This is a genomic window from Pseudomonas sp. Ors-4-3C (assembly GCF_055755035.1).
In genome coordinates this window covers 4920637-4936570 of the sequence record NZ_CM146900.1, presented here as the reverse complement: position 1 = coordinate 4936570, position 15934 = coordinate 4920637, and the positions used below count along the sequence as shown (strand labels likewise).

Annotated in this window: 10 protein-coding genes and 1 tRNA gene; all 11 read right to left on the bottom strand. The window is 59.7% G+C overall.

Annotation, left to right across the window (positions count from 1 at the left end):
• Positions 1-122: 122 nt before the first annotated feature.
• The 11 genes from pqqB to dnaG all read right to left on the bottom strand — a co-directional run bounded on the left by pqqB (position 123) and on the right by dnaG (position 15883).
• Positions 123-1034 (bottom strand): pyrroloquinoline quinone biosynthesis protein PqqB, encoded by a 912-nt coding sequence (gene pqqB, locus ACVHNU_RS22360; RefSeq protein WP_225136533.1) that lies wholly within the window; start codon positions 1032-1034, stop codon positions 123-125.
• Between the two features lie 81 nt (positions 1035-1115).
• Positions 1116-1190 carry a pyrroloquinoline quinone precursor peptide PqqA gene (gene pqqA, locus ACVHNU_RS22355; protein ID WP_003422658.1) on the bottom strand — a complete coding sequence of 25 codons (75 nt, stop codon included), beginning with the start codon at positions 1188-1190 and terminating at the stop codon, positions 1116-1118.
• 158 nt (positions 1191-1348) lie between these two features.
• Positions 1349-3766 carry a pyrroloquinoline quinone biosynthesis protein PqqF gene (gene pqqF, locus ACVHNU_RS22350; RefSeq protein WP_473018317.1) on the bottom strand — a complete coding sequence of 806 codons (2418 nt, stop codon included), beginning with the start codon at positions 3764-3766 and terminating at the stop codon, positions 1349-1351.
• 48 nt (positions 3767-3814) lie between these two features.
• Positions 3815-4609: a carbon-nitrogen hydrolase family protein gene (locus ACVHNU_RS22345; RefSeq protein WP_201136422.1), complete on the bottom strand. Its 795-nt coding sequence runs from the start codon at positions 4607-4609 to the stop codon at positions 3815-3817.
• 12 nt (positions 4610-4621) lie between these two features.
• A complete protein-coding gene (locus tag ACVHNU_RS22340) occupies positions 4622-6304 on the bottom strand; it encodes a flavin monoamine oxidase family protein (RefSeq protein WP_103484834.1) in 1683 nt (560 codons plus the stop codon).
• 207 nt (positions 6305-6511) lie between these two features.
• Positions 6512-6973 (bottom strand): Lrp/AsnC family transcriptional regulator, encoded by a 462-nt coding sequence (locus tag ACVHNU_RS22335; protein ID WP_458834085.1) that lies wholly within the window; start codon positions 6971-6973, stop codon positions 6512-6514.
• Between the two features lie 296 nt (positions 6974-7269).
• Positions 7270-7836, bottom strand: coding sequence for a PBECR2 nuclease fold domain-containing protein (locus ACVHNU_RS22330; protein ID WP_262143343.1), 567 nt, complete (start codon positions 7834-7836; stop codon positions 7270-7272).
• A 202-nt stretch (positions 7837-8038) separates the two neighbouring features.
• A tRNA-Ile gene (locus tag ACVHNU_RS22325) sits at positions 8039-8115 on the bottom strand.
• A gap of 15 nt (positions 8116-8130) precedes the next feature.
• Positions 8131-11877 carry a bifunctional diguanylate cyclase/phosphodiesterase gene (locus ACVHNU_RS22320; protein WP_473018316.1) on the bottom strand — a complete coding sequence of 1249 codons (3747 nt, stop codon included), beginning with the start codon at positions 11875-11877 and terminating at the stop codon, positions 8131-8133.
• Positions 11878-12003: 126 nt separating this feature from the next.
• Positions 12004-13851, bottom strand: a complete 1848-nt coding sequence (rpoD, locus tag ACVHNU_RS22315; RefSeq protein ID WP_003228865.1) for an RNA polymerase sigma factor RpoD — start codon at positions 13849-13851, stop codon at positions 12004-12006.
• 67 nt (positions 13852-13918) lie between these two features.
• A complete protein-coding gene (gene dnaG, locus ACVHNU_RS22310) occupies positions 13919-15883 on the bottom strand; it encodes a DNA primase (protein ID WP_003228863.1) in 1965 nt (654 codons plus the stop codon).
• Between the last annotated feature and the right edge of the window lie 51 nt (positions 15884-15934).

Here is a 15934-nt window from a genome sequence, read left to right as displayed (position 1 = left end):
GAACAACCGTTGGAATTCTGGGTGTCTGTTCGGACGTCTTCGCGAGCAAGCCCGCTCCCACAGGGTTTGTGAACGCCACAGATCCAATGTGGGAGCGGGCTTGCTCGCGAAGAGGCCATCCGCTACAGCACAATACTCATGCCGTCATAAGCCACTTCAACATTACGCCGCGCCAGCTCCGCGCGCTCCGGCGAATCCTCATCGAGAATCGGGTTGGTGTTGTTGATGTGGATAAGCACCTTGCGCTGCTCAGGCAATTGCTCCAGCACTTCGAGCATGCCGCCGGGGCCGTTCTGCGCCAGGTGGCCCATCTCCCGACCGGTGCGGGTGCCGACGCCACGGCGTTGCATTTCATCGTCGTCCCACAGCGTACCGTCAACCAGCAGGCAATCGCTGCCGGCCATGATCTCCAGCAGCGGCGCGTCGACCTTGCCCAGGCCCGGGGCGTAGAACAGTTTGCCGCCGGTGTTGAGGTCTTCGACGATCAGGCCGATGTTGTCGCCCGGGTGCGGGTCGAAACGGTGCGGCGAATACGGTGGCGCGGCGCTGCGCAACGGCAGCGGGGTGAAGCGCAGGTTCGGGCAGGCAGCGACAGTGAAGCTCTGGTCGAGCTCGATGCGATTCCAGTTCAGTCCGCCGTTCCAGTGGGTCAGCATCTTGAATAGCGGGAAACCGGTGCTCAAATCCTCGTGAACCATGTCCGTGCACCAGACCTGATGCGGGCAGCCTTCGCGCAGGCTGAGCAGGCCAGTGGTGTGGTCGATCTGGCTGTCCATCAGGATGATCGCGCTGATGCCGGTGTCGCGCAGTGCACGGCCCGGTTGCATCGGGGCGAAGCTCTGCAGTTGCGCGCGGATGTCCGGCGAAGCGTTGCACAGCACCCAGTTCACGCCGTCATCGGAAATCGCGATGGACGATTGGGTGCGGGCCTTGGCATTCAGGCTGCCGTCGCGAAAGCCTGCGCAATTGACGCAGTTGCAGTTCCACTGCGGAAATCCGCCACCGGCGGCCGAACCCAGAATCTGGACGAACATGAACGCTCCCATCTTTCAACGCTGAAAATAAAACGCCCCGGCGAGCCGAGGCGTTGCACTGCAAGTCTGCGTAGGCAGAACTCAGCGGCTGGCGAAGTACATGGTGACTTCGAAGCCGATACGCAGGTCGGTGTAAGCCGGTTTTGTCCAGGACATAAGGTGACTCCTCATTGGGTGGGTGGGATAGCGCTATCCATAGGTATAGTCCATGGCCGCGCCGGGATGTTCCAAATAGTTAGGCTGCTATGTTACTCAAAATTTCAGCACGATTGCCCGTGAATCTTTGAGAAAGCTCCTTGCAGCCTTGGTAATGATCATTTTGTCGCTTGCCAAGGTGCGCCGGGTACCGATTCGCTGGCCAGGCACAGCCGGCCGCCCTCGGCGTTGAGCAAGCGCTGCGCTGCCGCCAGCAATGTTGAGCGTTCCAGTTGACCAATGGCTGTGTGCAGTTGCGCCAGATAATCCGACGAGTGGCCGGCGAGCTTGGCCTGCCACAGCAACTCGGCGGCGTCTTTGCCGGACAGATGACTCTCATCGAACTGATCCGCGAGTGACTGGCGTTGCTGGTTGAGGTCGTCTTCATCGAGGTTTTCGATCAGCGCAGGAATGCCCTCGAGGAACTGCTGGATATGCCCAAGCAGTTCAACTGGCGCAGTATTTGGCGACTGCACACAAAACAGCAATCCACTCTGGCCATGCATCTGCCGCAGGGCGCTGAACACCGCGTAGCCCAATTGCAATTCGACCCGCAGACGCTGATAGATCGGGGTCTGGCACAGTTGCGCGAGCAGGCGCCAGGCGGCCTCATCGGCAATCTCGTGGCTGGCGGTCGGGCAGAACAGCAGCAAGGCGTGCTCGCTGGACGCGGTGTCGATGTGGCTCCATAGATGTTGCGTGTTGATCGCGGGCGTTGCCGGCAATTGATTATCGGGTGTGCCAGGGATGCGGCTCAGCGCCAGGCCCATGGCCGATTGCGTCTGCGCGTTGAGGCCAAGGGCCAGTCCGTCCCAGCTCGAAGTTGTCCACAGCTGTCTGACGTCGTCCGACTCGACGGCCGATGGCAGGCAATGCTCAGGCAATGCCTTGAGCAACTGGCGGATCGGTATCAGCGGTGCTTCCGGCTCTGCGTTGGCGGAATCGACGTCAATTTGCGTCAGGCATTTCAGCGCGTGTTCGAGGACACTGGGCATCGGCTCCTGCAGGCCGGTCAGTTTCAGTAGCCACTGCGTACCGGTGGCACTGAACGCCAACTCGACGCCGGCCTGCCGCGCATCTTCCTGCGTTTCCCGCAGACTGCGTTGCAGCTTGGCTTGCAGTTTTACACTGGCCACCGCTTCGGTTTGCCAGCGCAGGTAAATCGCGCCGAGATCACTGGTGTCCGGCAACGCCTGGCTGAATTGCATCGGTGAACGCTCACGCCGCCCGCGCGAGCGATCCTGAGCGAAAGTCCGCAAACCACGATGGGCGCTGGTCTGGCCGCGAATCAGGCCGGCGTTGGCCAGCGGCTCGTTGGAACCCAGAAAAGGGTTGGCGGCAGGCAGATGCCAATGGTCGCTGAAGTTATCCACAACACCGAGGTCGCGCAGGATCTGTTTGAGCGCAACGACGCCGTTTTCCGACAGACCGCTTTCGCGTTGTTCACTGTCGAGCCGCGCCAGTGGCAGAGCACCGCTGATTTGCTGCTGACGCTCAAGTAACTTGATGTACTCCTCGCGCAACGCTGCCCAGTCCTGTTGCGCGGCAAAGAAGCTCAACCAGTCCAGCAGCTGTTCGCGAATGGCGTTGAGGGATTCGGCGGGGGCGGTGAATTGCAGATGCAGCAGCGCTTGCCCGGCGAACTGATACAGCGGCACGGCTTTCAAACCGTCCGCGAGGCTTTGTTGTTGCAGATGGGCGAACAGCCCGCCGGGCTTGGCGCTGTTCAGCCAATGGCAGAGAAACGCCAGTGCTTCGGCGGATGAGTCGGGCAGTGCTTCGAAAGCGAACAACAGATTGCTGCTTCGCTCGCCGACCTGTTGATAACTGTTCACCGTCAATGGCAGCGGCGCTGCCTGCTGGACTTTATCCCCAACCGGCAGCGCCACGGCGAACTGCTGTGCCAGTACGCTCAACTCCTCAATGCTCTGCGGCCCGACCAGGCTCAGCGTCATTTGCCCGGTGCGATAAAACTGCTGATGGAAATCCTTCAGTGCCTGCTGAAACGCTGGTAACTCAACTTTCAGGCTATCGCGATTCCCCGCATGAAACCCGCGCAACGGATGTGTGGCCGGCAATCCCTCGTACAGCGCCAGTTCCTGCTGAGCCGTCGGATCTTGCGACCACGCGACGAATTCCGCGTCCAGCACTTCCCGTTCGCGCAACTGATCGTGCGGATTCATACGCGGCTGGGCGAGCATGTCTGACAGACGCTCAAGCCCGGCGCTGAAGGCCGAGGTCGGCAATTCGAAGAAGAAGTCGGTGCTGCGTTCACGGGTACTGGCATTTACTTGCCCACCGTGACTTTGCACGTAGGCCATCAGCGCCTGACTCGCAGGAAAACGCTCAGTGCCGAGAAACAGCAGATGCTCAAGGAAATGCGCCAGCCCCGGCCACTCCAGTGGCACATCATGGCTACCGGCCGCCACCCGCAACGCAACGGCGCTGCGCTTCAAGCCGGGCACCTGACGCAGGGTCACGCGCAAGCCGTTGGCCAGGGTTTCAGTGTGGGGGCGAGGGGGAGTTGGCGCAGGCATGGGCACTTCCAGAACAGTGAAGTGCCAATGCTAGCGGATTGCGTGGGGTCAGCGCTTGTTCAACGCGTGGTAAAGCTCGGGACGACGGTCGTTGAGGTAGCGATTGGCGGCGCGGGAGTCGGCCATCAACTGGCGATCCAGCTCACCGACGATCAATGCTTCATCGAGGCCAGCCTGGGCGATACGGCTGCCGTCCGGCGCGGCGATGCTGCTTTGCCCGCAATAGTGGATCTCGCCTTCATGCCCGCAATAGTTGGCGTACGCCACGTAGCACTGGTTTTCGAAGGCGCGGGAGCGCACGGTGACGTCAGCGACGAAATCGAACGGAATCATGTTCGCCGTCGGCACCACAATCAGCTCGGCGCCGGCCAGCGCCAGACGCCGCGCGTTCTCGGGAAACTCCAGGTCGTAGCAGATCAGGAAACCGAGCTTCCAGCCGTTGAGCTCGACCAGCGGAAACGCATCTTCGCCGGGGCTGAACATCGAACGATCCAGGTCGCCGAACAGATGGGTCTTGCGGTAGTTGCACAGGCGCTCGCCGTGCGCGTCGATCAACTGCACGGCGTTGTAGATCTGCCCGTCGGCCGTGCGCTCGGGGTACCCGTAAGCAATTGCCAGCCCGGCGGCTTTGGCGATTCGACCGATCTGTTGCGCCCATTCGCCGTTGTAGACCTCGGCCAAGGTGCTGACCGCTTCCTTGCCGATGTTGTAGCCGGTCAGAAACATTTCCGGCAGCACCAGCAGGTCGGCACCCTTGGCCTCCATCGCCAGTTGCTGCAGGCGATGCAGGTTGGCGGCGGGATCCAAAGGCAGCGGTGGGCATTGGTAAAGGGCTACGCGCATCGGGGAATCCTCTTACTCGGGCAGGGCGATAGGGCCGATGTCTTTGAACACATCACCCGGGCCCGGGTTCGCTTTATGTGTCGACCCGCCGAAGTGTTTCATGATGCCCCACACCGCGTTGAGCGAGGTCTGCACCGCGCCTTCGACCCATGCCGGCGTCCACGATACGTCATCGCCGGCGATGAAAATCCCGCGCTGTTCGGCTGGCATGTCGTCCTGCATAAAGTGCGCGTACATCCGCTGGTTGTAGCGATAGTGGCCGGGCAGGGCGCCTTTGAATGCGCCGAGAAAATACGGGTCGGCTTCCCACGACACGGTGATCGGATCGCCGATGATCCGCGCGGCGATGTCGACTTTCGGGTAGATCTTCTTCAGCGCGTTCAACGCCAGTTCCACGCGTTTCTCGACCGGGTGCGGCAGCATCTTCAGCGCGTCGCTCATCCACGAGTACGACAGGCAGATCACGCCCGGCTTGTCGTCACCGTTATCGAACAGATAGGTGCCACGGGTCAGGCGATCGGTGAGGGTCATGCTCATCAGGTCGCGACCGGTTTCCGGATCCTTGTCCTTCCAGAATGGCCGGTCGACCATCACGAAGGTCTTCGACGACTGCATGTAGCGCGTGCGGTCCAGCGCCATCCACATCTTCTGCGAGAACAGGGTTTCGTCGCATTCGATCTGGGTGGTCAGCAGCCAGCTCTGGCAGGTGGTCAGCACGGCGGCGTATTCGCGGGTGTCGCCGTTGTTGTCGGTGACGGCGAAACGGCCGTCCGGCGCGTGGGCGATTTTCTTCACCCCGGAACGCGGCGCGCCACGGTGCAGGGATTTCAGGCTGGTGCCTTCAGGCCAGTGCACGCAGCGCTCCGGCACATGCCGCCAGATGCCTTGCGGCACTTGCTCCACACCGCCGACCACCAGATGCTGGTGATCATCGCAGTTGGTCATCACCACGCGGAAGATTTCCAGCATCGAGTTGGGGAAGTCCGAGTCCCAGCCGCCAGTGCCGAAACCGACCTGACCGAACACTTCGCGGTGATGAAACGAGAGTTTGGCGAAGGCCTTGGAGGTGGCAACGAAGTCGTAGAAGGTGCGGTCGTCCCACAGCGGAACGAGTTTGTTCCACAGTTCTTTGAGGCGTGGTACGTCGCGGTCACGGATCGCTTGCTGGATATCGGCGAACTGCGAGCCAGCCTCCAGTGCATCCGCCCAGGCGTCAGCCACTTCCTGGAACAGTGCAGGAAGATCCTTCAGGCTTTGTGCGTAATGGGTTTTGCCTTCGAGATCGATCACCGTGCTGCCGGAGGCCGGCGTCAGTGGGTTCGGGAAGGGTTTGGTCTCGAGACCGAGCTTGTCTACATAGTGGTAGAACGCAGTTGAGGACACGGGGAAACGCATGCCGCCCAGTTCCGCGACGATGCCATCGGTGCCGTTGAACGCTTGCGAACGCAGACGGCCACCCAGTTTCGAGGCCTCGTACACCACCGGTTTCAAACCGAGCTTCATCAGTTCGTAAGCGGCCACCAGGCCAGCGATACCCGCGCCGACAATCGCCACTTCAGCGCCATGGTGCTGTTCAGGAATACTGCCGAGACCGGCCGGGTGTTCGATCCAGTCGTCGAAGGCGAACGGGAAGTCCGGGCCGAAAATGGTGACTGGTTTCTTACCGTCTGCAGGATGGCGATTGTTCTTGTTCATGGCTGACCTTGCTGGCGACCCGACGCAGGATGCGCGTCTGAGTATAGGAAAAGATGCCAGCCATTCTAGGGAGCGTAGAACACGTTAATAAGACGCAAAGTGTCGTCGTTTTGCTAATTAATTGATCAATATGACGTTTGCTGACTACACACCGACCAAATGTAGGAGTGAGCCTGCTCGCGAAGAGGCCATCAAGCTCACCAGCACTCAAACCGGCTGCCCTCGATCAATCTTGCTACTCAAAATGATCGACGTCGTGGTCTTCTCCACCCCGTCCACACTGCCGATCTGATCCAGCAACTGATCCAGTTGCTCCGGCGAGTCCGTGCGCAGCCACGCCACATAATCAAATTCGCCACTCACCGCACACAACTGTTGCACCTGCGCCATTGCACTCAAGCGACGCAGCACGTCCTTGCCAGAACGCGGCTGTACCTTGATCCCGACATACGCCTGCAACCCGCCATCGACCACGCGCTGCCCCAGGCGCACGCCGTATCCGGTGATTACCTTGGCCTTCTCCAGCCGCGCCAACCGCGATGTGACGGTGGTCCGCGCAATACCCAACTGCCGGGCAAGCATGGCCACGCTTTCGCGGGCGTTGATTTGCAGGGCGGCGATCAGCTGGCGGTCGATTTCGTCGAGTGCGGGGGGGCGGGTGTCGGGCAACGGTGTAGCTCCATGACTGTCGAGGGCGGATGAGTTTGCATGTTACAGGCACTATCAGCGACACGCTGCTGGCGCTGACTGAGCACGTCACTTATGCGTGGAGGCACTCGTTGCGCCAAAACAAACATCAAATATTTGGTTTGACTTGCCTGGCCTATTTATCAAGAATGCCAACAAGAGCGCGAAATCTGCTGCCTTGCAGGGCTTTAGCGGACGTAGGTACCTCAGCGATGCTGCAACATCGGTGTAAGGTGAGACCTCTTCATCCCATTTCCTGAGGATGCAAATATCAGGATTCAAATATCAAGGGCAGCCAACGGGCTGCCCTTTTCTTTGTCTTCAAGAATGTACCGCTTGTACAAAAGATCGCCTTGGCGGTGCTTGTTCATTGCTCTTGACGGAGCGTGCATGAAATTCCAGAGGACGTGCCCGTTTCGCACATCGACCACGACGAGCATGTCGTTTTTTGCCTCATAGGCGTTGATGAATGCCAATCGGAAACCGCCGTTATCGTAGAGGACTTTCCATACTTCGAATGGTCCCGTGAGCGTATCGATGGCATGTCGAACATAGCGTTCTCGGGAGTCTGGACGTTTCTCGACGATATGGGCCAGTTTGTCTCGCATGACTGCAACGTTTCCAATAGGCGTGAGGATAGTAACGGCCAGCACGGAATCGTCGACGAACCCGAAGTGATTCAGAAGGATTTTGAGAGCGTCTTTTGCGTCGTCAGCCCTTTTGACTTCTCCGATTGCGGCTGACCGAATTTCTCTGGGCAATGTTCTCAGATCTGGTAGAGCAAGGTCGATCCAGGTTAGTTGGTCGGCTGCTTCCCTTATCAGTGGCGCAGCATTCACAAGCATAAAAACAATCCTGGACGGGCGGTGGCGTCCGGAGATTACTTGTCTGGAGAAACAGTCAACAAGGCACGGGGAGGGGAGAAAACATCGCTTCGGAACATTCCTACAGCCTTCGGGGAGGTCTTCCGAACATTGCGCTCGCAAAGATTGTCCCCTCAACCGATCGCCCAAGAAAAAGCCGCGCATATAGCGCGGCTTTCAAATGTGGTGGGCCCACACGGACTTGAACCGTGGACCAAAGGATTATGAGTCCTCTGCTCTAACCAACTGAGCTATAGGCCCTCAGTAGGCCGCGGATTATAGCGACGGTTTGGCGGCTGTGCTATCCGAATAATCCGATACGGTTACACGAAGAAACGTTGCGGCGAATTCATCCGGGGGCAGTGGCAGGCTGACGATGTAGCCCTGAATCTGCTCGCAGCCTTCGGCGGCGAGGAATTGTTGCTGGGCCTGGGTTTCCACGCCTTCGGCAATCACGGTGAATTGCATGCTCCGGCCCAGAGCGATGATCGCGCGGACAATCGCCGCATCGTGGGGGTCATCGGGCAGTCCGCGGACAAATGACTGGTCAATCTTGAGGATGTCCAGCGGCAGGCGTTTCAGGTAACTGAGCGAAGAATAACCGGTGCCGAAGTCGTCGATCGCCAGTTGAACGCCCAGATGTTTGAGCTGGTGCAGCACCGCCAGTGCTTCTTCGGCCTGGCTCATGATGAAGTTTTCGGTAATTTCCAGTTGCAGTAAATCCGGCTGCAGACGGTTGTCCCTGAGCAGTTGTTCGATGCGCCCGAGCAGATTCGGCTGCCGCAGTTGCGCGCCGGCCAGGTTGACCGACAGCGGGCCAAGGCTGTCGTAGATCTGATTCCACTCGAACATCTGCCGGCAGGCGGTCTCGAGCACCCAATCGCCGATCTGCAGGATCATGCCGTTCTCTTCGGCCAACGGGATGAAGTGCTCCGGCGGCACTTCGCCGAAGGTCGGGTGGCGCCAGCGGATCAGCGCTTCGGCACCGACCAGGCGATGGTCGTCGAGGCTGATTTTCGGCTGGTAATAAAGGAACAACTCTTCGCGCTCGATCGCCCGGCGCAGTTCGTGCTCCAGTGCCACGCGCTCGCTGGCCTGGGCGGTGAGGTCACGGGTGTAGCTTTCGACGCGGTTGCGGCCCTTGGCCTTGGAGCGGTACATCGCCGCGTCGGCGTTTTTCACCAGGGTGGCGACATCACAGCCGTCCCGTGGATACAGGCTGGTGCCGATGCTGGCGCTGATAAAAAACTCGTGCTCACCAGCCTGAAACGGTGCGCTAAAGCAGTTGAGCAGTTTGATTGCGATGTTGTCGGCATCGCTGACTTGTTGCAGGCCCGGCAGCAGGATGATGAACTCGTCGCCCCCCAGCCGCGCGACGGTGTCGATATCGCGCAGTTGTTCTTTCAGGCGCACGGCAATGCCCTTGAGCAGCAGGTCGCCGACCGGGTGGCCGAGGCTGTCGTTGATGTGTTTGAAACGGTCGAGATCAAGGAACAGCACGGCGCCCTGACCACCGTTTTCCTGCTGACTGTTCAGCGCGGTCAGCAGGCGGCTTTCGAACAGCGTGCGATTCGGCAGGCCGGTGAGCGGGTCATGGTGCGCTTGATAGTCGAGCTTGGCTTGCGCGTGTTTAAGGCTGGAGATGTCAGCAAATACCGCGACGAAGTGGGTGATGAACTTGTCGCGGTTGCGCACGGCGCTGATGGTCAGCCAGCTCGGGTACAGTTCGCCGTTCTTGCGCCGGTTGGAAATCTCGCCCTGCCAGTGTCCCTCGTCGGTCAACTGGTGCCACATCGCCGCGTAGAACGCGCTGTCGTGCAGGCCGGAGGCGAGCAGGCGCGGGGTGTGGCCGAGGGCTTCACTTTCGCTATAACCGGTGATCTCGGTGAACGCGCGGTTGACCGCGCTGATGTGCTGCTGGGTGTCAGTGATCAGTACGCCTTCGGCAGTGCTCTCGAATACGGTGGCGGCCTGCTGCAGCTTTTCCTGCATCAAATGGCGCTCGGTGATGTCCCGGGCGATGGTCAGCATGCAGTCTTCGTCGCCGATTGGCAGGGGGCGGCTGGACACTTCGCACAGACGGATCTGCCCGTCGCTGCGACGGATATGGCAGGTAAAGTCGCGTACGAAGCCGTCGCGGTGCAGCAGGTCGAGCATCTGCTTGCGTTCGTTGAGGTTAACCCAGATCCCCAGGTCCAGCGCCGAGCGATCCACCGACATCGCGCTGTTGAAGCCGGTGATGCGGCTGAAGCCCTCGTTGACCTCCAGTAACAGGCCATCGCTTTGCCGCGACAACAGTAATCCATCCGGCGAGGCGTGGAAGGCCTTGGCGAACTTCTCTTCGGAAGTTTGCAGTTGCTGTTGGGTTTCCTTGAGCTGGGTGATGTCGCGCACTACGACCACCAGCGCCGGAGTGGTGTCGAGATCGAACGGCTCGGCGGAAATCAGGCCGGTGAACACATGACCATTGTTGCGGCGAAAAGGCATCTCCAGGTTGCGGATGCTGCCGGCCTGCAAGCGCTGCAGCAGTCCCGGGCCGACCCCGGGAATGCCCCAGATGTTGAGTTCAGTGGCGGTCTGGCCGACGACTTCTTCCGCTTTCAGGCCTATCTGTTCTTCAAAGGCCTCGTTGACTTCCAGCAGGCAGCCATCGGACAGCCGCGCGATCACCAGAATGTCCGGGCATTGCTGGAACACCGAGGCGAACTTCTGTTCCGACAGGCGCAGCGCTTCTTCGGTCCGTTTGGTTTCGCTGATGTCGATCATCAAGCCGCGCATCACCGGCTCATGGCCATGTTCAATCAGACTGACGATGTCGCGCACCCACAGACAGCGCCCGTCTGCGGTGATCACCCGATAGTCGAGGGTGTGATCGCGTCCTTCACGTACCGCGTCATCACAGAAGGCCTGGGCGCGGGTCAGGTCGGCGGGGTGGATGATGTTGCGCCAGAAGCCCGGAATCAGCCAGTGCGCCTGTGGATAACCGAGCAGATCCTCGGCATGGGGCGACACATAGCTGTAGGTGAAGTCGCTTATGCGCGCTTCCCAGGCGATGGCCGACAGGCTTTCCACCAGCCCGCGGTAGTGGTATTCGCTGCTGCGCAATTCCTGTTCGAGGTCGACACGTCGGGCAATTTCCGAACTCAAGCGGCGATTGATGCGAATGACCACCGCCAGAATGATCACCAGCAGCGACAGACCGGGTAGACCATAAATCAGCAGGTCCGACCAGAATGTCCGATGGTCGAGGACGTTGCCGACCCAATGTTCCTGAATGCTGCTGATCTCGTCCGGGGTCATGTCGGCGAGGACTTTGTCCAGAATCTCCACCAGCATTTTGTTGTCACGCGGTACAGCCATCGCCAACTGGTAGCGGTACGGTGTTTCGCCGCTGACGTACAAGCCTTCGAGCTTGAGTTGACGCAGGCTCCAGACACTGGAAGCGAGATCGCCGACAACCGCGTCGACCTGGCCGGTGGCCAATGCCTGCAAGGTCGAGCTGACATTGGGCATGGCCACTAGATTCAGATCCGGGTGATGTGTACGCAGCAGCTCATGGGGGGCGTAGTTTTCCACGACCGCAATTTTCAAACCGTACAAATCCTCTATCTTGCGTGGCTGGGCGCCGCCAACGTGGGCGAGGATGACAATGGGGAAGTCGAGGTAGGGGCGAGTGAATGACAGATAGTTTTGCCGCTCCGGGGTGGACATGATGCCCGGCAGCAGATCGATCTTGCCGTGTTTGACCTGCTCCAGTACTTCGGTCCAGCTCGACGGTTCGACGGGGGTGAGATTGATCGCCAGTCGCTGGCGGATCACGCCGATATAGTCGGCGGCCAGGCCCTGATAGCGGTTTTCATCATCGCGGAACTCGAAAGGCGGCCACGAAGCATCGACACCCAGGCGCAAGTCCGGGTGAGCCGCCAGCCAGCTACGTTCTTCATCGGTCAGAGTCAGCGCGTCAGCCGTTGCGGTCCAGATCATCAGTGACAGCAAGAAAAGCAAGGGCGCCAGTCTGGGCATAACCGTCTCGTTATGGCACGGGATTCATTGTTTTCGAGTGTAGACGGGGTATGCAGGGGAGGGGCGGTGAGAGGGATTTAATCTGCCCATAAACAAAACCCCCGGCCTGGGCCGGGGGGTCTGGTATCACTCGTCGAGGAAGGAGCGCAGATGCTCGCTTCGCGTCGGGTGGCGCAGCTTGCGCAGCGCCTTGGCTTCGATCTGACGGATCCGCTCACGCGTTACGTCAAACTGTTTGCCCACTTCTTCGAGTGTGTGGTCGGTGTTCATGTCGATACCGAAGCGCATGCGCAGTACCTTGGCTTCACGGGCAGTGAGGCCGGACAGCACTTCGCGGGTCGCTTCTTTCAGGCTTTCAACGGTTGCAACATCGATTGGCGACTGCATGGTCGAGTCTTCGATGAAGTCACCCAGATGAGAGTCTTCGTCATCACCGATCGGGGTTTCCATGGAGATCGGCTCTTTAGCGATCTTCAATACCTTGCGGATCTTGTCCTCAGGCATTTCCATGCGTTCGCCCAGCTCTTCCGGGGTCGGTTCGCGACCCATTTCCTGCAGCATCTGGCGGGAAATGCGGTTGAGCTTGTTGATCGTCTCGATCATGTGCACCGGAATACGGATGGTGCGGGCCTGGTCGGCGATCGAGCGAGTGATCGCCTGACGGATCCACCAGGTGGCATAAGTCGAGAACTTGTAACCACGACGGTATTCGAACTTGTCCACCGCTTTCATCAGACCGATGTTACCTTCCTGGATCAGATCGAGGAATTGCAGGCCGCGGTTGGTGTACTTCTTGGCGATCGAGATCACCAGACGCAAGTTGGCTTCAACCATCTCTTTCTTCGCGCGGCGGGCCTTGGCCTCACCGATCGACATGCGACGGTTGATGTCCTTGATTTCAGCGATGGTCAGGCCGGTCTCGGTTTCCAGCGCGGTCAGCTTCTGCTGGCAACGAATGATATCCGGCTGTACGCGACCAATGGCTTCGGCGTATTTGCTCTTGCCTTTGGCCAGGGCGTCGGACCAGCTTTCGTCGACTTCATTGCCCGGGAACTGACGCAGGAAATCGGCGCGTGGCATACGTGCATCACGTACGCACAGTTGCATGATCGCGCGCTCTTGCTGACGCAGACGATCCAGGGCACTGCGAACACGCTCGACCAGGGCTTCGAATTGCTTCGGCACCAGTTTGATCGGCATGAACAGCTCGGCCAGGACCAGCAACTCGGCAACCGCTGCCTTGTTGTGACGACCGTGCTTTTTCAGGGCCTTGCGGGTGATTTCCATCTGATCGGCCACAGCGCCGAAACGCTGGGCAGCGATGACCGGATCCGGACCGCTTTCGGCTTCTTCTTCGTCATCCGAAGCTTCGGCGTCATCGTCGTCGGTATCGTCGTCAGCCTTCGCGGCTTTCGCGTCGATCGGCGGTGGCACTTCGGCAGCCGGCGGCGCAATGCCGTCGTCCGGGTCGATGTAACCGCTCAGAACGTCGGACAGGCGACCACCTTCGGTGGTGACGCGAGTGTACTCGGAGAGAATGTGGTCAACCGTGCCAGGGAAGTGCGCGATTGCGCTCATCACTTCACGGATGCCTTCTTCGATACGTTTGGCGATTTCGATTTCGCCTTCACGAGTCAGAAGCTCGACCGTACCCATCTCACGCATATACATGCGCACAGGGTCAGTGGTGCGACCGATATCGGTCTCCACCGCTGCCAACGCGGCGGCTGCTTCTTCCGCAGCGGCCTCGTCGGTATCGGCGTCGGCCAACATAAGGGCGTCCGCATCCGGAGCACTCTCGTGTACGGGGATCCCCATGTCGTTAATCATGCGGATGATGTCTTCCACCTGCTCCGGATCTGAAATATCCTCGGGCAGGTGGTCGTTGACCTCGGCGTAAGTCAGATACTTCTGCTCACGACCCAGTTTGATCAACTCAATAATACGAGACTGCTGTTGCGCTTTTCCGGACATAACACCCTATCCACTGAAGGTCTTGGCGGGCAAAAAACAAGCCGAGGATTATACCTGAGCTATGACCTCACGCGCCAGTTGAGGTCGGGTTTGATGCGGAAACATTGCGACTTAGAAGGTCGCGCAGTTGATTTTTCTCTTCGGCGCTCAGTTCGCTTTGACGCGCTTTCCTGAGCAACTGTTCCAGATTTCGCTCGCGTTGGCGGGCTGACAAGCTAGTAATGGTGTCGAAAAACTGTTGTTCAAGGTTTTCTCCGTCAATCAGCCACTCCTTTTCCGCCAGTGCCTTGAGCAACCGACCTTGTTCAGTGCCGTGCCATCGCGCGATCAACTGAAATGAGTTTAGCTTGGGATTCTTCTGTACGGCCTCGAGCAGCGCCACAAGTAACTGTGCGTTGGTCTGATTTTCGTCCGCAATGTGTCCGGCGTCTTCAACGCGCTTGGCCAGTTGCGGGTGGTGCAGCAATGTACGCAGGGCGGTCAGGGTTGGCGACTCGACGCCAATCGGCGTGCGTGGGCGCTGTTGATCGCGATCACCGCCGCGCTTGCCGTTCTTGTCCCAGGGTTTCTTGTCCCATTTCTTGCCGCCGGCGCCGGGTTTCTTTGGCGTCCACTCCTGCTGCGGCACGTACATATCCTGTGCCTGCGGCTGATGGTAGTCGCTGTAGTCCGGCATTGCGTCGTAATCGATGCCCGGATCGTAGGCGGGCGGCGCTTCCTGTGGTGCGCTTTGGGCCAGCTGACTGACGGTTTCGCTGCTCAGACCGGTGATTTCGGTCAGGCGCTGACGCATCAGGATGCGCAGGTTGGCGCCCGGCACTTTGTCGATCAACGGTGCGGCGAGGGTGGCCATGTGAGCCTTGCCTTCGAGCGAGCGCGGATCGGCTTCCTCGGTCAGTTGCTGGAAGAAATAGTCTGCCAGCGGCTGCGCATGCTGATTGATGCGTGCCTTGAAAGCGTCAGTGCCTTCGGCGCGAACCAGGGTGTCCGGGTCTTCGCCTTCCGGGAGAAACAGGAAGCGTGCGCGGCGTCCATCCTGCAGGCACGGCAGTGTTGCTTCCAGTGCGCGCCATGCGGCGTTGCGTCCGGCCTGGTCGCCGTCGAAACAGAACAGAACGTTCGGCACGACGCGAAACAGGCGCTTGAGGTGTTCTTCGCTGGTCGCTGTGCCCAGGGTCGCGACGGCATTGCGCAAGCCTTGCTGGGCAAGAGCGATGACGTCCATGTAACCCTCGACGACGATGATTTCATCGAGATTGCGGTTGTTCTTGCGTGCTTCATAGAGGCCGTAGAGTTCCTGGCCTTTATGGAACACCGGGGTTTCCGGCGAGTTCAGGTATTTCGGCTTGTCGTCACCCAGTACCCGGCCACCGAAAGCGATGATCCGGCCACGGGTATCACGGATCGGGAACATCACGCGATCGCGAAAGCGGTCATAGCGTTTGCCGGTTTCAGCGTTCTCGATCAGCAGGCCGGCGTCGATCATGGCTTTCTGCTGCAACGTGTCGCTGCTCAAATGCTTGAACAGATTGTCCCAGCCCGGCGGTGCGAAACCCAGGCCGAAGTCCCGGGCGATCTCGCCAGTCAGGCCGCGGCCCTTGAGGTAATCCACGGCGGCTTTGCGTGCGGGATGGCTCTTGAGCGCCTGCCGGTAAAAATCGGCGGCGGCGGTGAGCAGCGGATACAGTGGCGAATCGGTCGGTTGCCGCGGTTTGTGCGGGCGACCGCTTTCCTCGCGGGGGATCTCCATGCCGGCGGCTTTGGCCAGGTCCTCGACGGCCTGGGGGAAATCCAGGTTGTCGTGGTCCATGAGAAAGCCGAGGGCGTTGCCGCCGGCGCCGCAGCCGAAGCAGTAATAGAACTGCTTGTCGGGGCTGACGCTGAACGACGGGGTTTTCTCTTTATGAAACGGGCAGCAGGCGGTGTAGTTCTTGCCGGCCTTTTTCAGTTGCACACGCGAGCTGACCACGTCGACGATGTCGGTGCGGTTCAGGAGGTCGTCAATAAAGCTCTGGGGAATCAGCCCGGCCATGGCGTTCTCGTCTGTGCTTGTAATGAGTCCGATGCGAAGGGCGGCCGGACG